Source organism: Leucobacter muris (assembly GCF_004028235.1).
Classification (GTDB): domain Bacteria; phylum Actinomycetota; class Actinomycetes; order Actinomycetales; family Microbacteriaceae; genus Leucobacter; species Leucobacter muris.
The window spans coordinates 520,158-537,348 of sequence record NZ_CP035037.1; the positions used below are offsets into that span (position 1 = coordinate 520,158).

The 17,191-nt window shown below is 68.7% G+C and carries 14 protein-coding genes and 3 pseudogenes; 7 read left to right on the top strand and 10 right to left on the bottom strand.

The window, feature by feature from the left end; all coding sequences use genetic code 11:
- Positions 1 to 4: 4 nt before the first annotated feature.
- The 4 genes from Leucomu_RS02350 to Leucomu_RS15370 all read right to left on the bottom strand — a co-directional run bounded on the left by Leucomu_RS02350 (position 5) and on the right by Leucomu_RS15370 (position 4,403).
- The gene (locus Leucomu_RS02350) at positions 5 to 556 is read right to left on the bottom strand and encodes a hypothetical protein (RefSeq protein ID WP_128386214.1); all 552 of its coding nucleotides are present in this window, start codon (positions 554 to 556) and stop codon (positions 5 to 7) included.
- Positions 557 to 624: 68 nt separating this feature from the next.
- On the bottom strand, positions 625 to 1,626 hold the full coding sequence (locus Leucomu_RS02355; RefSeq protein ID WP_128386215.1) for a DNA-processing protein DprA: 1,002 nt from the start codon (positions 1,624 to 1,626) through the stop codon (positions 625 to 627).
- 126 nt (positions 1,627 to 1,752) lie between these two features.
- Positions 1,753 to 2,946, bottom strand: a complete 1,194-nt coding sequence (locus tag Leucomu_RS15365; RefSeq protein ID WP_228407206.1) for a hypothetical protein — start codon at positions 2,944 to 2,946, stop codon at positions 1,753 to 1,755.
- Positions 2,913 to 4,403, bottom strand: coding sequence for a hypothetical protein (locus Leucomu_RS15370; protein ID WP_228407208.1), 1,491 nt, complete (start codon positions 4,401 to 4,403; stop codon positions 2,913 to 2,915). The genes Leucomu_RS15365 and Leucomu_RS15370 overlap by 34 nt, the downstream gene beginning before the upstream one ends.
- A 470-nt stretch (positions 4,404 to 4,873) precedes the next feature.
- Between Leucomu_RS15370 and trxB the strand changes: the two genes are divergently transcribed.
- Genes trxB through Leucomu_RS02385 form a run of 5 tightly spaced genes read left to right on the top strand, consistent with a single transcriptional unit; the run spans position 4,874 to position 8,682 of the window.
- Positions 4,874 to 5,848 carry a thioredoxin-disulfide reductase gene (trxB, locus tag Leucomu_RS02365; RefSeq protein WP_128386216.1) on the top strand — a complete coding sequence of 325 codons (975 nt, stop codon included), beginning with the start codon at positions 4,874 to 4,876 and terminating at the stop codon, positions 5,846 to 5,848.
- Positions 5,845 to 6,171, top strand: a complete 327-nt coding sequence (gene trxA, locus Leucomu_RS02370) for a thioredoxin (protein WP_128386217.1) — start codon at positions 5,845 to 5,847, stop codon at positions 6,169 to 6,171. The genes trxB and trxA overlap by 4 nt, the downstream gene beginning before the upstream one ends.
- Positions 6,168 to 7,262 carry an ACR3 family arsenite efflux transporter gene (gene arsB / locus Leucomu_RS02375; protein WP_128386218.1) on the top strand — a complete coding sequence of 365 codons (1,095 nt, stop codon included), beginning with the start codon at positions 6,168 to 6,170 and terminating at the stop codon, positions 7,260 to 7,262. The genes trxA and arsB overlap by 4 nt, the downstream gene beginning before the upstream one ends.
- A complete protein-coding gene (locus Leucomu_RS02380; protein WP_128386219.1) occupies positions 7,259 to 8,263 on the top strand; it encodes a metalloregulator ArsR/SmtB family transcription factor in 1,005 nt (334 codons plus the stop codon). Before arsB ends, Leucomu_RS02380 begins: the two co-directional genes overlap by 4 nt.
- 14 nt (positions 8,264 to 8,277) lie before the next feature.
- Complete coding sequence (locus Leucomu_RS02385) at positions 8,278 to 8,682, top strand: arsenate reductase ArsC (protein WP_128386220.1); 405 nt, start codon at positions 8,278 to 8,280, stop codon at positions 8,680 to 8,682.
- A gap of 64 nt (positions 8,683 to 8,746) precedes the next feature.
- Here Leucomu_RS02385 and Leucomu_RS02390 read toward each other — a convergent pair whose 3' ends face one another.
- Complete coding sequence (locus tag Leucomu_RS02390) at positions 8,747 to 10,069, bottom strand: FAD-dependent oxidoreductase (protein WP_128386221.1); 1,323 nt, start codon at positions 10,067 to 10,069, stop codon at positions 8,747 to 8,749.
- Positions 10,070 to 10,155: 86 nt separating this feature from the next.
- Between Leucomu_RS02390 and Leucomu_RS02395 the strand changes: the two genes are divergently transcribed.
- Together Leucomu_RS02395 and Leucomu_RS02400 are read left to right on the top strand one after the other, a co-directional pair.
- Positions 10,156 to 10,509: an ArsR/SmtB family transcription factor gene (locus Leucomu_RS02395; protein WP_128386222.1), complete on the top strand. Its 354-nt coding sequence runs from the start codon at positions 10,156 to 10,158 to the stop codon at positions 10,507 to 10,509.
- A pseudogene (locus tag Leucomu_RS02400) lies at positions 10,509 to 11,012 on the top strand (N-acetyltransferase family protein); the annotation flags it as partial. The gene Leucomu_RS02395 and the pseudogene Leucomu_RS02400, both read left to right, overlap by 1 nt.
- A gap of 117 nt (positions 11,013 to 11,129) precedes the next feature.
- Here the strand turns inward: Leucomu_RS02400 and Leucomu_RS02405 are convergent.
- The 5 genes and pseudogenes from Leucomu_RS02405 to Leucomu_RS15380 all read right to left on the bottom strand — a co-directional run.
- Positions 11,130 to 12,632 (bottom strand): annotated as a pseudogene (locus Leucomu_RS02405) (ATP-binding protein).
- Positions 12,629 to 13,432 carry a hypothetical protein gene (locus Leucomu_RS02410; protein WP_128386224.1) on the bottom strand — a complete coding sequence of 268 codons (804 nt, stop codon included), beginning with the start codon at positions 13,430 to 13,432 and terminating at the stop codon, positions 12,629 to 12,631. Before Leucomu_RS02410 ends, Leucomu_RS02405 begins: the two are co-directional and overlap by 4 nt.
- A gap of 90 nt (positions 13,433 to 13,522) precedes the next feature.
- A complete protein-coding gene (locus Leucomu_RS02415; RefSeq protein WP_128386225.1) occupies positions 13,523 to 14,980 on the bottom strand; it encodes an SCO6880 family protein in 1,458 nt (485 codons plus the stop codon).
- Positions 14,981 to 15,516: 536 nt separating this feature from the next.
- Positions 15,517 to 15,939 carry a hypothetical protein gene (locus tag Leucomu_RS15375; protein WP_228407397.1) on the bottom strand — a complete coding sequence of 141 codons (423 nt, stop codon included), beginning with the start codon at positions 15,937 to 15,939 and terminating at the stop codon, positions 15,517 to 15,519.
- A gap of 106 nt (positions 15,940 to 16,045) precedes the next feature.
- Positions 16,046 to 16,381, bottom strand: a pseudogene (locus Leucomu_RS15380) (DNA cytosine methyltransferase); the annotation flags it as partial.
- Between the last annotated feature and the right edge of the window lie 810 nt (positions 16,382 to 17,191).

Sequence of the window (17,191 nt, forward strand, 5' to 3'; positions counted from 1 at the left end):
CCGCTCACTCGGGCCGCCCGAGCACGAGGGTGCCGGAGATGCGGCCCACGAGGATCGCCTCGCCCGTCGGGCACGCCGCAAGATGCCGGGAGTCGATCAGGGCACGGGCGATCCCGTTCGGTGCGGTCTCGGTGTGGGAGATGATGACCGCGACCGCGACATCCTCACCGGGCACGAAGCCGCTGCCCGCGAGCTGCGCAAACCGAGGCACCGCCTCCACGGGCGCGGCGGGCTGCGGTGCTGACGGCTGCGCGGCCGCTACGACCGGAGCCGCGACAGGGTCGGGGCTCACCGGTCTGGGTTTGGGTGGGGTGCGGTAGTCGGTGATGACTCGTCCGTCGATCTCGATGACATCGACGCGGAGCGTGTGGCCGGTGTGCTGGCTGATGGCGTCCACGATGTGCGGGTAGGCGGAGCGCCGCCATGGCGGCGAGAACTCCGGCGGCAGATACGGCGCCCCGTCCACGGTCACCGACAGGGTGCCGTCCTCGGCGACGACGATTCGCACCATCACCACGGCGGTCGGGTCGGTCTTCTGGCGGGCACGCTTCGACATCGGCAAAGTTCTCCTATCGAGTGGATGAAGGAACAGCCGCCCGAGGGCATGGGCGGCTGAGGGGTGGGTCAGAGTGCGAGGCGGCGTGCGGCGCGGCTGTGATCGGGTGCGACGCGGCGGGCGACCTGCTGATAGGCCGCAGCGAGCGGGAACGGCGACGGGCCCATGAGCTCAGCGACCTCACCAGCACGGGTGACGGTCTCGGCGATGCCTTCCCGCATGAGCCGGTGACAGCCCGCCGACGACACCGAGGTGACCGGCCCGGGCACCGCGCCGACCGCACGGCCGAGCTCGAACGCGCGCGCCGCGACCAGCAGCGACCCCGAGCGCGCCGAAGCCTCGGTAATGATCGTCGCCCCGCTGAGCGCGGCGAGAAGACGTGAGCGGGCGACGAACCGCTCCCGCGACGGCCCCTGGCCGGGCGGGGTCTCGCTGACCTGGATGCCGGCCTGCACCACGATCCGCTCGAACAGCTCAGCATTGTTCGGCGGGTAGGGGCGGTCGAGGCCGCTGGCGGAGACCACCATCGTGGCTGCGGGGCCCGTGGTGAGGGCGGCGCGGTGCGCGGCGGCATCGATGCCGTAGGCGCCACCGGAGACGATGACCCGCGGCAGCGCGGCCAGGTCTTCCGCAAGCTCCTGTGTGACATGCACGCCATACGCGGTCGCGGCTCGGGCTCCGGTGATCGTCACCCGCGAAGAGACGGAGGCGGTGAGCAGTTCCGGGTTCCCGCGCGCCCACAACAGGAGCGGCGCCCGATCCCCGAGATCGTTCAGCGCGACCGGCCACCCCGCCCCACCGGGGGTGAGCACCCGGAACTCGTGCCGGTCGGTGAGCTCGGCGATCTGATCCCGGAGCGCGTCGCGCTGCCGGGCTGCGGCGGCTTGCCGCCACCTGACCCCTTGGAGCGGATCGACCGCGGCGGGGATCGCCGCGCCAGGGTCGCGGATCAGGGCGAGCGTCTCGGCCAGGCCGATCGCGCGCACGAGCTGCCCCGTGACCGGATTGCCGGGCTCGGCGAGCGTCGCAAGCTCCATCCGGGTGAGCATGTCCTCCGAGAACGTCGCCATCATCGGCCCTCCCTGGTCTGTGTGGTCGTCTACAGGAGTGAGGTGCGTCAGGGGTGACATGAGAGACGGGCGGAGCCGGCAGACCTGGGGGTAGGGTCTGCGGGTTCCGCCCGTCCTGGGGGTGCGTTACTGGTTCATGAGTTCTTCGATCGTCACCTCCTCGCCCTCGTTCTCCATGCGGTCACGGTGGAGCGCGAGCTTCCGGCCGAACCAGAGCGTCGCCCCGGCCGCGAGGAGCAGGACGGCCGCCACGCCGCCGACCCAGGCGCCCCAGGCGGTGCCGCCGGTGAGTGCGAGCTCCGGCGGCAGCTCAGGCAGTTCCGGCTGCTCCGGCGTCGGCGTCTCCGGAGTACCCGGCGGGCGCACGCTCACGACGGTCGTCTCGCCCGGAGCACCGCAGCGCCCCTCGGCGAGCACCTTCCCGTCCTTCCCGTACAGAGTCTCGACCCAGTACACGCTCCCCGCCTCATCGGTGCTCGTCGTGCCGGAACGGTAGTGCCCGGCTTCGGTCACCGCGATCTGCTTCGAGGTGAAGAACGGCACCTCACAGATCGGGTCCTCGCCTGAGGGCTGCGGCCCATACGCCCGGAACACCAGATACGCGCCCTCGGGGATCGCGGCGCCTTGCACGAGTGCGGTGTCCTCGAACGGGTCGCCGACGAACGCCGACGCCTGCGCCTGCGTCACCACCGACAGCGGCTGCTCGGGACCGGGCACGAAGAACCGCTCCCAGATGTCAGCCGGAGACGACGTGAACGGCTGCACCCGGTCGTCGCCATCGAAGAGGGTCACCACAACGTAGTAGCCGGGCTCCGTCGGCTGAATCCGATCGTCCTCGCCGTAGCCGATGTCGTAGACCCCGTTCTTCGCCGGAGTCGTGATCCGGGTCAGCACCGGCGCATCGTCCAAGGCCATGTCCTCGGTCAGCTCCGCATCGGAGGCGAACGGCCCGTAGACGGTGTGCGTGAACTCCTTCACGTCGGGCTGCCAGTAGCCGTCGCCCTCGAACCCGGGATGGTTCTCGGGGAACCCGGAGACGGTGATCCGGTCGAACGCCCGCCCGCCCTTGTGGACGTTGTACTCGCGTACTTCCGGGGTGATGGTGAGCGGCCAGCGGACGCTGTGCGTCTCGACATTGATGCCGTACTCGTCGCGCCAATCCGAGGCGATGAACGGGCGCACCCATTCCGGCTGGCTGCTCTTCTGGACCTCCCACACCCAGGTCACGAACCCCGCATCCGGGAGGGTCACCTTCGGCGAGGTGTAGGTGCCCGGCCCCGTCGCCGTCACCGTGACGGTGCCAAGCGGCACCGCATCCACGGGGATCGCATCGCCTCGTGTCGGGGGGGGAGGGTGCCGGGCACCTGGTAGGCGGTGCCCTCGAAGATCACCGGGATCGGTTCGCCGTTCTGTTTCAGCCAGGCCCCGTTCGTGGATGCGACGGTGATGGTGTCGGTCACCTCATCGCCAGGCTTGACGAGCCGGCCGTTCGCCTGCGACACCGCCTCCGGCTGGAACGGCACCACCGAAGTCTCTACGACCCGGCCGAACCTGTCGGTGAAGGAGTCGGTGAGGTACTTCGCCCAGTCGCCCTGCGCGGTCTTGTCAATGCTCCACACCCAGGTGTAGAAGCCCGACTCGGGCGCCATGATCGTGCCCGGCGAGGTGTAGTGACCGGTATGGGTGAGGGCGAGCTCATCGGTACCGGCGAGCGGCGCACCCATGGGCGGCGCGTTCGCTTCGGCCGGCTGCACGTCGAACGGGCCATAGAGGCGACCCTCCGCGACCACCGGCACAGGCTGGCCCTCGACCTTGATCCAGGAATGCTTGACCACCGTCACCGCGAGGTCGTCCAGCATCGGAGCGCCGGCCTGCACGAACTTCGACGACACTTGCGTTTCGATGATTGGCTGAAAGTCCAGCGGAATCACCGGAGACTGCGCGGTCGCCGTCAGTGGCTCGAAGGATGCAGCGGCGAGAATCCGCTGCTCGCCCGGGGTGTAGAACAGGTCAACGCCGGCCCCGTATCCGAGCGCGTGCGCCGACATCTTCGCCTCGATCCGATACTCGGGTGCCCCCTCGGCGGGAGTGCCGACGATCTGATGCGTGCCCGCCCCGAGCGTCGCCGTCGCGGAGCCGTTCGCGAAGGTGCCGCCGGTGAGAGTGACGGTGCCGGTCGCGGTGGCGGGGTTCGTGCTGATGGTGAGCTGCCCGTGGTACTGGTTGTCCATCTGAATCGACATCGACACCGACGGATTCCGGACCGCGTTCGCCGCCGCAGCATCCCGCATCGCGGCGAGGTTCGCGAGCGCCGTGGCCTGCATGTTCGCGGGCACCCGGGTGATGAAGTGCCCGTCGCCGCCCCGGCCCGTGTAGTTGCCGTGGTCGGCGACATCCCAGACATAGAGCTGCACCGCCGAGGTGATGTTCGGGTCCTGCGATTCGCCCCACCGGCCCATGACGTAGTTCAGTCGGGCGAGCTGCGTGTCGCTGAGCTCATCGAGCGTGGTCTTGAGCTCGGGATGCTCCGTCGTGCCGTACGGGGGCAGCGCGTCCAGGTCCATGCAGTACGCCTGCCGCCCGTGCGAGGAGAAGCTGCCGAGCCACCACGACTCGTCTCCATACCCGACCCCGAGGGTGGCCGCCTGCGCGGGCGCCGGGGTGAAGAACAGGCCGCCGAAGAGCATCAGCAGCACGGTGAGGATCGCCGCCATGCGGGCGACAGCACGGCCCGGCGGCGGCGAGGTATCGGGTGGCACGAGAGCGGTAGGCGACATAGTGAACTCCTGACTAGAACGAGCGCCGCCGCCAGGGGTGACGACGGCCAACAGTCAGGTACGCCACCGACCCACCCGCGCGCTGGGTTCTCGCCTGCTTCCCGTTTTCCCCTGCCAGGCTGAGAAGCCACTGCCGCGAGCGAAGCGAGGGAGGGGCCCCAGGATGGTGCGCGAGTCACCCTGCCCGGCCGCGACTTCCCATGGAAGAAGGCCGGGATCTCCGCTCAGTCGCTCCGTGCCGACCGCATCCTCTATGAGGTTGAGCAGACCGGTGGAGACGTCCGTCGTGTCTGCGACCTCTTCGGCATCACCATCGACACTGCCCTCCACTACGCCCGCACCATCGCGGACCCGCCCAACACCACGGTCGACAGCGTGTAGGCGCCGCTGAAGGTGAACCTTCGGCAAACACTGGCCCGCATGCGGCTCCTCGACTTGCCGACTGATTCGATATGAATCAATATAGATACATGTCTATTCAAGAGGTCGAGTTGGTTATCGTTGGGTCTGGTCCTGCGGGGTACACCGCGGCGGTCTATGCCGCCCGTGCGGGTCTCGCTCCCGTCGTGATCGCGGGTTCGGTGACGGCTGGTGGTGCGTTGATGACGACGACCGAGGTGGAGAACTTTCCGGGCTTCGTTGATGGCGTGCAGGGGCCGGAGCTGATGGAGTCGATGCGGGCGCGGGCGGAGCGGTTTGGCGCCGAGATCGCTTACGATGACGCGATTCGCCTTGATCTCGACGGCGACGTGAAGACTATCGAGACCGGCGCCGGGCTGACGTACCGGGCACGCGCGGTGATCCTGACGATGGGTTCCGCGTACCGCAAGCTCGGCCTTCCCGAGGAGGAGCGTCTGTCGGGGCACGGCGTGTCGTGGTGTGCGACCTGCGACGGGTTCTTCTTCCGCGAACAGGAGATCGTCGTGGTCGGTGGCGGGGACTCCGCGATGGAGGAGGCCCTGTTCCTCACCCGATTCGCATCGAAGGTCACCGTCGTGCACCGCCGAGACGAGTTCCGGGCGTCAAAGATCATGGCGCAGCGCGTACTAGACGATCCGAAGATCGAGGTCGCCTGGAACAGCGAGGTCGCCGCGATCCTCGGCGATGAGCAGGTCATCGGGCTCAGGTTGCGCGACACGGTCACCGGAATGGAGCGCACGCTCGACGCGACCGGAGTGTTCGTCGCGATCGGGCACGACCCGCGCTCCGAGCTCGTGATCTGGCAGGTCGACACCGACGCCGACGGGTACGTGCGAGTCGCGCACCCGTCGACGCGGACGAACCTGGCCGGGGTGTTCGCGGCCGGGGATCTCGTCGATCACACGTACCGGCAGGCGATCACCGCCGCGGGCACCGGCTGCGCGGCCGCGCAGGACGCCCAGCACTACCTGTCGAACCTCGCACCCGCCACCGTATCCGCACCCGTTCTGGAGGTCTCCGCATGAGCACCGTCACCGCCGTCACCGACGCTACCTTCCAGACCGAGGTGCTCGAGTCCGAGCTGCCCGTCGTGGTCGACATCTGGGCGACCTGGTGCGGCCCGTGCAGGGCGATCGCCCCGATCCTGGACCTGCTCGCCGGCGAGTACGCGGGCCGGGTGAAGATCGTCAAGGTCGATGCCGACCAGAACCCCGAGACCGTAACCGCGGCCGGCGTGACCTCGATCCCGACCCTCGGCTTCTACCGGAACGGGGAACGTGTAGACGTGCTGATCGGCGCGCACCCGAAACCCGTCTACATCGCGAAGATCGAGGAGCTGCTCGCATGACCGACACCCTGACCCGCACCGCCCCGAAGCGGCTCTCCACCCTCGACAAGTGGCTGCCGCTCTGGATCGGCCTCGCCATGGTCGCAGGCCTCCTGCTCGGCCGTTTCGTGCCCGCCCTTTCAGACGCCCTCTCTGCCCTGGAGGTCGGCGGGATCTCGATCCCGATCGGGCTGGGCCTGCTGGTGATGATGTACCCGGTGCTCGCGAAAGTCCGCTACGACAAGGTCGCCGCCATCACCGGTGACAAGAAGCTCCTCGTCTCCTCGCTCGTGCTGAACTGGCTCGTGGGCCCTGCGGTCATGTTCGCGCTCGCGTGGATCTTCCTGCCGGACCTGCCCGAATACCGGACCGGGCTGATCATCGTCGGGCTCGCCCGCTGCATCGCAATGGTCGTGATCTGGAACGACCTGGCCTGCGGCGACCGTGAGGCGACCGCGGTGCTGGTCGCGATCAATTCCGTGTTCCAGGTCGTCGCGTTCTCACTTCTGGGCTGGTTCTACCTGACCGTGCTGCCGGGCTGGCTCGGACTGGATGCGCAGGGCTTGGACGTCTCGGTCGGGCAGATCGCCTTGAACGTGCTCGTGTTCCTCGGCATCCCGCTCGTCGCGGGCTTCGCCTCCCGCTTCATCGGCGAGAAGCGCAAGGGGCGCGACTGGTACGAGGAGAAGTTCCTCCCGACGATCGGACCGTGGGCGCTCTACGGACTGCTCTTCACGATCGTGCTGCTGTTCGCCCTGCAGGGCAAGCAGGTCACCTCCCACCCGATGGACGTCGCCCGCATCGCCCTGCCGCTGCTGGTCTACTTCGCGCTCATGTGGTTCGCCGGCATCCTGCTCGGCAAGGGGCTCGGGCTCGGCTACGCACGGTCGACAACACTCGCGTTCACCGCAGCGGGAAACAACTTCGAGCTCGCGATCGCGGTCGCGATCGGCACCTTCGGCGCTACCTCCGGGCAAGCCCTCGCCGGCGTCGTCGGCCCCCTCATCGAAGTACCCGTGCTCGTGGGCCTCGTCTACGTCTCGCTCTGGGCCGCACGAGCCTGGTTCCGCACCGACCCCTACGCCACCGTCACCGAATCGAGGACGTCATGACCGACACCACCGTCATCGCCGACGCCGACGCATGCGCACCGTCCACGGCGCACGCCATCGGGACAGAGGCCGCGGCCACCGTGGCCGGGGCGCTGAAAGCGCTCGCTGACCCGCTGCGACTGCGGATGCTCTCGGCGATCGCGACGGACCCTCGAGGAGAGTCCTGCGTGTGCGATCTCGCCGACCTCGCCGAGGTGTCCCAGCCGACGGTTTCGCACCACCTGAAGGTGCTGAAGGAGACCGGGATGCTGCTGTCCGAGCGGCGCGGCACCTGGGTGTACTACCGCATCGCCCCGGGCAAGCAGAGCGCCGTCGCGGCGCTCCTCGACGCGTTCGCTCCCGCCGCCGCCGTCACCGACGAACCCGAAGACACCGCAGCACGGGCCGAGGCACTGCAGCAGATGGACGCCCGAGTAACCCGCCTCGCGGAGGAGCTCGCGGACGAGCTGACCGGGCTGAACCGGGATCTCGTGATCGCGATCGTGCGCGAGTCCTACGCCGGCCTGGTGCGTTCGGCGAAGCTGACGGCGCACATGATCCCACTGACCGAACGGTTCGCCCGGCAGCGCCTGGCCGATCTGACCCGGGACCGGACGGCCGGGGTGCCGCAGGTGCTGTTCGTCTGTGTGCAGAACGCGGGCCGCTCGCAGCTCGCCGCCGCTATCGTCAACCAGCTCGCCGACGGCCGCGTGATCGCCCGCTCTGCAGGCTCCACCCCTGCGTCGGACGTGCACCCGCACGTGCGCTCTCTGCTCACCGAGATCGAGGGTGCGCAGGAGGCCGAGACGGCGTTCCCGAAGCCCCTCACCGATGACGCCGTGCGCGCGGCCGACGTGGTGATCACGATGGGTTGCGGGGACGTGTGCCCGGTCATCCCTGGCGTCCGCTACGAGGACTGGACCGTGGGCGACCCCGCCCTCGCTTCCCCGGAAGGGGTCGAAGCGATCCGCCATGACATCGAGGGCCGCGTCCGCGACCTCCTCGCCACACTCACCGACTGAAAGAAACGAAAACCATGACCGACCAGAAGCCCTCAGTCCTCTTCGTCTGCGTCCACAACGCCGGCCGCTCCCAGATGGCAGCCGGCTGGCTCCGCGAGCTCGCGGGCGACCGCGTCGAGGTCCGCTCCGCCGGGTCCATGCCCGCCGACCAGATCAACCCGGTCGCCGTCGAGGCGATGCGCGAAGAGGGCATCGATATCACCGCGGAGCAGCCGAAGGTGCTCACCACCGAAGCGGTGCAGGACTCGGACGTCGTGATCACCATGGGATGCGGGGACGCCTGCCCGTTCTTCCCAGGCAAGCGCTACGAGGACTGGAAGCTCGAAGACCCCGCAGGGCAGGGCATCGAGTCGGTGCGCCCGATCCGCGACGAGATCAAGGGCCGCGTCGAGACCCTTCTCGCCGAGCTCCTGAGCTGAGCAGTACCGCACGTGCGAAGGGGTAGGAACCGTCTGGTTCCTACCCCTTCCTGTTGTCCGCGACTCAGCGAGCAGCGGGTGCCATGCCGAGCTGGATGAGCTGCGGCGCAGGGGCACAGCAGGAACCGGCCGCGGACTGCTCGTCGGGCGCGTCGAAGAGGCCCGAGCCGCCGCACACGCCGGTGTCCGGCAGAACGAGGTCTACGCGCTCGGCAGCCTCATGGTCCCCGGCGATCGCGGCGACGACGCTGCGGACCTGCTCGAACCCGGTCAGAGCGAGGAATGTCGGCGCACGGCCGTAGGACTTCGCTCCCACGATGTAGAAGCCTGGCTCCGGCTGCTCGAGGTCGGTCGCGCCGGTGGCCCGGACGGAGCCGCAGGAGTGCAGGTTCGGGTCGACCTCCGCGGCGATCTTCGACGGGGCCTGCAGGCGCATGTCGAGGTCGAGCCGCACCTCCGAAAGGAAGGATAGGTCGGGGCGGAACCCGGTCGCGACGAAGATTCGCGCAGCAGGCGCGAGCCGGCGGCCGTCCTCTGCCACCAGCACCGCCTGGCCGCCGTCGAGGGCGACCTGCTCGGTGCGGAACCCGGTCACGAGGTCCACGAGGCCGTCCTCGACCGCCTTCTTCGCCCGCTGGCCCAGCGCGCCGCGCTCAGGCAGCTCGTCGAAACTGCCGCCACCGAAAGTATTCCCGACCGCGCCGCGGCGCAGCACCCAACTGATCCGCGTCCCCGGCTCGCGCTTTGCTACCCGCGACAGAATCCCGATCGTCGTCGCGGCGGAGTGCCCGTTGCCGACCACCACGACATGCTGGCCTGCCAGAGTGCTGGCATCCTCGATCCCGGGCATGCGGTGCTCCAGGAGACCCGCATCGACCGCTGCACGCTCGCCGAGGGCGGGGAGCCCGTCAGCGCCCGCGGGACTGGGCATTCGCCATGTGCCGGAGGCGTCGATCACGACGCTGGCTTCGATCCGCTCCTCGCTGCCGTCCGCGCGCTCGACGTGCACGACGAACGGCTGCTCGGCGCGCCCCGCATCGACGGAGAGGTCGCGACCCTTGCGGCCGACGCCGACCACGCGTGCCCCGTACCGCACTCTGTCTCCGAGAACGTCCGCGAGCGGCGCGAGGTACTGCTCGATCCACTGCATCCCGGTCGGGTACCCCTGGGCGGGTGCCTTCCATCCGGTGGGTTCCAGCAGACGACGGGATGCCGCGTCGGTGAGCTCCGTCCACGGTGAGAATAAGCGCACGTGACCCCATTCGGCCACCGCCGCGGCCGGACCATCGCCGGCCTCCAGCACCAGCGGGTTCAAGCCGCGCTCAAGCAGGTGCGCGGCCGCCGCAAGTCCCTGCGGGCCCGCACCAATGACGACGACGGAATCCATACCAACCTCCATGCATTGATGTTCTTCGATATGAAGAGCCTGCCTGACTCATCGACATCTGTCAATATGTGGGGCAGAATGGGGGCATGGCTGTTCTTCCCGTGACGATCGACGTGACACCTGCGGAGGCGTCGTGCTGCGCCCCTGCGGCCGATGCGGTGGTCGATGACGCGACCGCGCATCAGCTCGCGAAGGTGTTCAAAGCGCTCGGCGACCCGAACCGGGTGAAGCTGTTCTCGCTGATCACTGCGAGTGCGAGCGGGGAGATGTGCGTGTGTGATCTCACCGAACCCGTCGGACTGTCACAGCCGACGGTGTCGCACCACATGAAGCTCCTCGTCGAGGCCGGGCTCGTCACCCGCGAGCAGCGCGGCAAGTGGGCGTACTACCAGCCCACGACCGGCACCCTCGCCACGGCGGCACGGGCGTTCACGGCCTGATGGAGCCACTCCGGTTCCGGCCAATGGCCGAGTCCGACTGGGCCGAGGTCGAGAGCATCTACCGGGCGGGGATCGCCGCCGGGCACGCCACCTTTGAAACCGCTCCACCCGCGACCTGGGCCGCATTCACCGCGGGCAAGCGCCCAGAGCTCAGCCTCGTCGCCGTCGACTCCAACGGCCGGGTCCTCGGATGGGCCGCCGCGTCTCCCGTGTCGACACGAGCCGCGTACGCGGGCGTCGTGGAGCACTCGATCTACATCCACCCCGACGCGGCCGGTCACGGAGTCGGGCGCCGCCTTCTCGCAGCGTTCTTGGATCTCACCGATCAGCACGGGATCTGGACTGTGCAGTCATCGATCTTCACTGAGAACACTGCGAGCCTGCGCCTGCACGAGCGGGCAGGGTTCCGCGCTGTCGGACGACGAGAGCGCATCGCCCGCATGACCTACGGGCCGCACGCCGGCCAATGGCGCGACACGCTCCTCGTCGAACGCCGCACCGCTGGAGAACGAAGTGAGGGCGCATCTTCCACGAAGACGAACCCTCACACCCAGTCCTGCGACCCGTCGACCCGCATCTTCACGCCGAATCGTCTTCAGGAATCCTGAACTTGCGGGTTTCTAGAGCATCCGGCCGCGGGTATCGAAGAGCTCGAGCTCTGCGGGGTGGAGCTGGTGCTGCACGACAAAGCTGCGGTCCTTGATCTTCCACAGGCCTTGCCCAATGCCGAGGGTCGGGAGGAGGGATCGTTCGGTGCTGGTGAGGCCGAGGGTTTCCGCGGTCGCGCCGAGCTGGTCGCTCGCCTGCCGATACACGACCCGCACTTCGGCGTTGGCGAGCAGCGAGGAGGCGAGTGCGCGCATCCGGGAGCCGCTATCGCCGACGTTCTCCAAGTCGGTCAGTTTGTGAAAGATCAACTGGTTGCTGATCCCGAAATGGCGTGCCAGCCGCCACTGCGCATCCATCCGGGCCAACAACGACGGGTAGGACATCAGCCTCCATGCTTCGTCGTAGACGACGAGCCGCCTGCCGCCGTTCGGGTCTTGGAGGGCGGCCTCCATCCAGGCTGAGCTGCACGTCATCAGCACCGCGAGCAGTGCGGAGTTCTCGGCGACGCGGGAGAGGTCGAGGGAGAGCATCGGCAACGTCGGATCGAAAGTCTCCGTAGACGGACCATCGAACATGCCGGATAGGTCGCCGGCAACGAGACGGCGGAGTGCGTGCCCGACCATGCGGCCGTCTTCCGCGAGCCTGCCGTCGGGGTCGTCGTCGGGTGAGGGGTCGAGGATGCGGTCGACGACCATCGGCAGGATCGGCACCTCGGCGGTGCGCACCGCGTCGGCGAGTGCCACGTCGATCGCGGTGTGCTCGACTGGCGAGAGGCGACGGTCGAGCACCGTCTCCGATAGTGCACCAATCAGGTCGCGGCGGCGCGCGGCGACCTGCGCTTTCCAGTCCTCATCCGCGATTCCCGTGGCCCGGTATCCGGCGTCGAGGGGGTTCAGGCGTGCGGGCAGCGAGGGGCCGAGGAGGATCGCGCGCCCGCCGACGGCGCGGGCGACGGCGGTGTGTTCGCCTTTCGGGTCTCCGGGGACGTAGACGCGCCGCCCGAACGGCAGCCCCCGCGTTTAGAGCGCTTTCGCGAGCGAGCTCTTCCCGCTGCCGACGATGCCGGCGAGGATCATGTTTGGGGCGGTGATGACGCTCTGCCGGTACAGCTCCCACGGGTCGTACACGAAGGAGCCGCCGGAGTAGAGGTCTTGCCCGACGAAGGTGCCGGCCGAGCCGAGGCCGCCTTCTGCGAGGAATGGGTAGTGCCCGGCGAGCGTCGCCGAGGTGTCCTGGTGGCGCGGGAGCCGGAACCTGCCCGGCGTGCGAAGCGCCGCCGCCCCCGCCTCGCCAGCACGGGGCAGGTAGCTGGTCGTCCGCCGCTCCTCCCGCTCCGCTTCCCGCTCCGCCCGCGCCGCAGCGGCCTGAGCTACGCGGGCTTCGGCGTGGAGCCGTGCGGCGGCTTGCCGGCGCGCTTTGCGCTGGGCGCGGCGTTCGCCTTCGGGGCCGACGAGCGCCGAGGTATGCAACTTCCCCTCATCGGAGGCGTGCAGGCCAGCGTGGCGGGCGGTCACGCGCCCAGCCCCCGCAGGTTCGCCCGCGTCGAATAGGCGGGTCGGCTCACCCGCGGGGTGCCGAGGCGATCCGCCCGCGACGACTCCTGCACCGGCATCGCAGCATCCGTGGCGGGTGTGGCGTGCGTGGGTGGTTCTTCGATGCCGAGGAGCACGGGATCGGGGAGGGCGTCGTGCTCCCGGTAGAGGCCGATATGCCCTATGAAGGAGTTATAGACCATCGTGTACACGTCGCGGGTCGCTACCCGGTCGAGCTGCCCTGTCGGGGGCCGGTCGTAGACGTACCCGTTCTCGAGCGCGGCATCCACGGTCTCGTCGCCGAAGTCGTGCCCGGCCAGTTCCTCGATCGCATGATCGGTGCCCTTGAGCGTGATCGTGTCGAGTACCCGGTCGGCGTCCTCGCCCTGCAAGAACACGACGCTCACGAACCGGCGCGGCAGCACGACGTCGGGTAGGTCCTGCCAGGCGATGCGCGATGCAGCCTGCGAGGCTCGGTCCATGGCGGTCTCTGCCTGGTCGAAGATCGCGGACGCCTCCCGCAGCCCATCGATCGCGGACTGTGCGGCGTCGGTGCCGGCCTGCCGGTTCCCGGTGTCGTCTGCGGCGAGGCGCTGATGGTGGGCGATGTTCCCTGCGAGCTGTCCGGTGACGTTCGTGAGTCGCCGAGTGAGTGAGAGGAGTTCGCCGAGCACGTCGTACACGTAGCGGGGATGGTCGGCGGCGTGGAGGGCGTGCGCGATGCCGCGCACCGCCTCCGCCGCCTCAGCAGCATCAGCTTTCGGATCAGAGAATGTCGCCATCGTGGGACTCCTTCACAGTTGGGGCAGGTCACCAGGCAGGTGCACCGGCCACGACGCCACCCCGCCCGGATCCGCGCCAAACGGCGCGGATCAGATGGTGCGGCACAGCGGCAGCGCTGCCGCGGTGAATGCCTGCGCTTGCTGGCCGACCAGCCTTCTCGTCTCGCAGGAGGACTGGATCGCGGCTTGCTCGATCTGCGCGACCGCCGCGTCGAGCTCGCCCGGGGTTGGTGCGGAGATGGAGACGAGGCCGACGACGCGGAGGATGCTGTGCCCCGCGGTCAGCTCGCTCTCCTGTTGCAGCACGTCTTGGAACTCCGCCGAGGCTTGGGTGTCTTCGACTTGCCCGATCTTCCGGCGCTGTGCGGCGTCGGCGATCATCTCGGTCTTCTTCTTCCGCAGATCGCGCGCGGCCTGGTCGGCGCGCACGGGGAGATAGTAGAGCGACAGGGAGCGGAGCACGCCGCCGGTGAGTACCAAGGGGGCGAGGAATCCGGGGAAGGTTTGTGCTCTCGGCCATTCGCTGATCCACAGCACCGCGTGGTGGGCGCTGTCGGAGCGCAGCCGATCCCACGCCTCGTTCACTGCGACCGGGCCGGCGGTGGCGAGGTCGCGGCCGAGCGCGCCGTGGCGTTCGAGGGCGGGGCCTGCGGCGGGGTCGTAGGCGGTGCGGAGGATCAGGGCGACATCGCCCGGGGTGAGCCAACCCGCGAAGGCGAGTTCCGCGCTGCGCAGCGCGGTCTGCAGCGACTGCATCTCCTGCCTGAGCACCGCCGCCGCACCCGCCATGCCGCCGCCTGCGGAGCGTATCTGCCGGGTGGCGGCGCGCATGTCGAGCGCGAGCGAGATGGTCGTCTGGTGGCGTTCGCCGGCGGGGCCGGCGCGCTCGATGAGTTCCCGGTAGGTGGTGGCCGCCCAGGAGTCGTCATCGGTGCCGTGCTGCCGCCACCATTCGGCAAGCCCCGACCCCGAATCGGGCAGGGTGCGTTCCATGACCTGGATGCGGGCGATCCTGCCGGAGCGGCAGGCGGCGGCGAGGACGCGACCCCATCCGGTGACGCGGCGCTGCTGCTCGGCCGGGTCGAGGAGCACGAACGCCGGATGCTGCACCCGCAGCATCACGGTGAGGGTTTGCGCGTGCGGGTCGTGGATCATCGCCGTCCCGGTCTCGGGGTCGTGCCACTCGCGGAGGGCTGCGAGGTCGCCGGGGAGGGCGAGGGTGCCGGCCGGGCGGGGCCGGATCATGCGGCGGCGGTAGCGGGTCTGCTTCGCGCGGGTGCGCATGAGCCAGCGGGTGATGATTGGCGCCCACTCGATGAGCTTGCGGCCGCTGACGGGCACCCACGCGATCGCCGCGAGCGTCAGCCACGCGGGCGACGACCAGGCAAGCCCAGCCCCGCCGCTCGTGTACAGCGCGGTCACGACGATGAGGAGGGCGCAGGCGAGCACGATCAACTGCGAGATCGACAATCCGAGCAGGACGCCGCGGCGGGTCAACCTTGAGAACTGGATCGTCTGCAGCTCGAACGGGGTGCTGGTGCTGGACATGATCGTTCACCCCTCCGATCCGGCGCCGGATGGCGGGAGCACGGCGGGCGGCTGCTGGGTCTGCGCGGTCGCCGGGATCTCCACGCCACCTCTACGGATCTCATACGCATCACCATCTACGTTGTCGGCCTCAGCGAAGATCGACTTCCGCTCATCCGAGCAGCCAGGGACCAGTTCTTGGGCAACAGCGATACCCCGCCTGCATCCGCTCTGCTCGGCGTCGAATCACTATTCCATCCCGATGTGCTGGTCGAAGTCGATGCCATCGTGAGCCTTCCGAGCTGAGCACACCCAACGGACCGCCTGATTCATTTCTTATAGTTACTGAATTGCTGCCCAAGCCTGTAGCGGTAGTACGCCGTTCCCGAGCGCGCTAAGCTGCTGGTTCACCGTGAGCGGCTCCGCTGGATCAGTCACCCAACCTCGCGGGAGCCCCATTAGCCATTCCACGAACTCAGGTGCCGGTCTGGCACCGGTCTTGTTGTTCAGGAGCGCGGGTGCGGGCGCAGCTCGTCCGGTGATGTGCTCCCATCGAGCTATAGCGTCGGCGTACCTTCCCCAGCGGTGAAGATGCCGTCGATCAGGTCCCACAGCGTCTCCGATTCGGCTCTCCATTTCGGTGAGCCATGCGGCCCGTTGAGGGCGAGGTCGATCACCTGGTGCGAGAGCGCGATGGTTCCCCGGCGTGCCCGCACTTGATCCAGGTTCTCCCCACCCCGTGCTGCGTCGGAGGCGAGCGGGGTTCGGAACAGTGGCACGGGCGAGGATGAAGACGCGGAACCGGGGATGCGGAGCGCCGACGAGGGAAGCGGGTAGGCCGATCCATCGTGCGTCATACCCGAGGTCGGCCAGGTCTCCGAGTACGGCGCCGAGCGCCCGGAGAGGTCGAGCTGGCTGGTTTCCCAGACCCCAGAGGTCGGGTTCCAGGTGGCGAAGGGTTGCGGGGTCAGGGGTTGCACGTTCGTCTCCTTGAGGGGTTGCATCTTCGTGGGTTGCTCGGATCGCTGAGGCTGAGAGCAGGCCGCGCACGTTCTCGATCACGACCCATTCGGGGCGGAGCTGGTCGATGGCATCGGCCATGTTCGCCCAGAGCCCGGAGCGCGTGCCGGGCGCGAGGCCGGCCATCTTCCCCACGGTGGAGACGTCCTGGCAGGGGAACCCGCCGCAGAGGATGTCCACCGGCTCGACGGTGCGCCAGTCGATCATGGTGATGTCGCCGAGGTTGGGCGCGTCCGGCCAGTGATGGGAGAACACGCGGCTCACGGGTTCGTTGATCTCGGAGAACCAGATCGTGCGTGCCCCGAAGACGTGCTCGACGGCGAGGTCGAGGCCACCATAGCCGGAGAACAGCGACCCGACCTTGAGCGGTTTTGCAGCGGGCATTTTGGGAGGTGTGGGCATTGGGGTTCCTGCCGGTCGGCGATCCCAGCAGCACCCCTCTACCGAGGTTCCAGCGCGCCGAGCTGATCACCTCACAGGTGCACGCCGCCAAACCCGCGCCCAGCTCACCCCGGCACCTCACCCGCAGACCCGGGCCCCGCTCCCGCTCCCAATATCGCCCTCACCGCCACCGCATCGCCGGCCACCGCTCCGCTTCCCTCCCGAGCCTCCACGCGTCTTGCAGATGCGGTTTCGCAAGCCTTGTTCACGTCAGGAGTCACGCCCGCGTCAATCCGCCGAAGTCTCAGGTCGGTCGACCTAGATATGACGGTGCGAGCCTGCTTCCCGAATGCGACTGGAATGGGTGAGATACCGACGCACCTTCCCATATGACGGTGTCGATCATGGTGATGACCACTGGTGATGGGTACCGCTATCTGTTCAACTCGGTCGTGACCTGCGCTGGCGACCGCGATGTGGCCGCCGCGTCAACGAGGTGGTGCCGGGAATCTGGAACGCTCCTCTGACCAGATAGCGGGTTGCGCGAGGTTTCGCACCGCAACCCCCGATGCAACCCCTGGTTGCAACGCGAGAGGAGGCGGTCTCGACGCGCGTGACGAGCGCCGACGACGGCTACAGGAATCTACTGCACCCCGTGGGCGTGATGATGCTGACCGGAGCTTTTCGGCGCCGCCGCCCCGCTACTTTGCCGAAGCCGGCCCTTTCCGTCCTCTGACTCGGCTCCGGCCCCACCCAACTTGATCGAGGCCGCTCATCGCGGGCGTGGAAAACCGAACGGCCGGTGAACGCCACCTTCACGGTCAGCTGGGT

What these genes read in the sequence shown, in the direction of transcription:
- Leucomu_RS02415 (WP_128386225.1), bottom strand. Translation starts at nt 14,980, where the DNA reads ATGTCCAGCACCAGCACCCCGTTCGAGCTGCAGACGATCCAGTTCTCA.
- Leucomu_RS02385 (WP_128386220.1), top strand. Translation starts at nt 8,278, where the DNA reads ATGACCGACCAGAAGCCCTCAGTCCTCTTCGTCTGCGTCCACAACGCC.
- arsB (WP_128386218.1), top strand. Translation starts at nt 6,168, where the DNA reads ATGACCGACACCCTGACCCGCACCGCCCCGAAGCGGCTCTCCACCCTC.
- trxA (WP_128386217.1), top strand. Translation starts at nt 5,845, where the DNA reads ATGAGCACCGTCACCGCCGTCACCGACGCTACCTTCCAGACCGAGGTG.
- Leucomu_RS02390 (WP_128386221.1), bottom strand. Translation starts at nt 10,069, where the DNA reads ATGGATTCCGTCGTCGTCATTGGTGCGGGCCCGCAGGGACTTGCGGCG.
- Leucomu_RS02395 (WP_128386222.1), top strand. Translation starts at nt 10,156, where the DNA reads ATGGCTGTTCTTCCCGTGACGATCGACGTGACACCTGCGGAGGCGTCG.
- Leucomu_RS02355 (WP_128386215.1), bottom strand. Translation starts at nt 1,626, where the DNA reads ATGGCGACGTTCTCGGAGGACATGCTCACCCGGATGGAGCTTGCGACG.
- trxB (WP_128386216.1), top strand. Translation starts at nt 4,874, where the DNA reads ATGTCTATTCAAGAGGTCGAGTTGGTTATCGTTGGGTCTGGTCCTGCG.
- Leucomu_RS02350 (WP_128386214.1), bottom strand. Translation starts at nt 556, where the DNA reads ATGTCGAAGCGTGCCCGCCAGAAGACCGACCCGACCGCCGTGGTGATG.
- Leucomu_RS02380 (WP_128386219.1), top strand. Translation starts at nt 7,259, where the DNA reads ATGACCGACACCACCGTCATCGCCGACGCCGACGCATGCGCACCGTCC.
- Leucomu_RS15370 (WP_228407208.1), bottom strand. Translation starts at nt 4,403, where the DNA reads ATGTCGCCTACCGCTCTCGTGCCACCCGATACCTCGCCGCCGCCGGGC.
- Leucomu_RS02410 (WP_128386224.1), bottom strand. Translation starts at nt 13,432, where the DNA reads ATGGCGACATTCTCTGATCCGAAAGCTGATGCTGCTGAGGCGGCGGAG.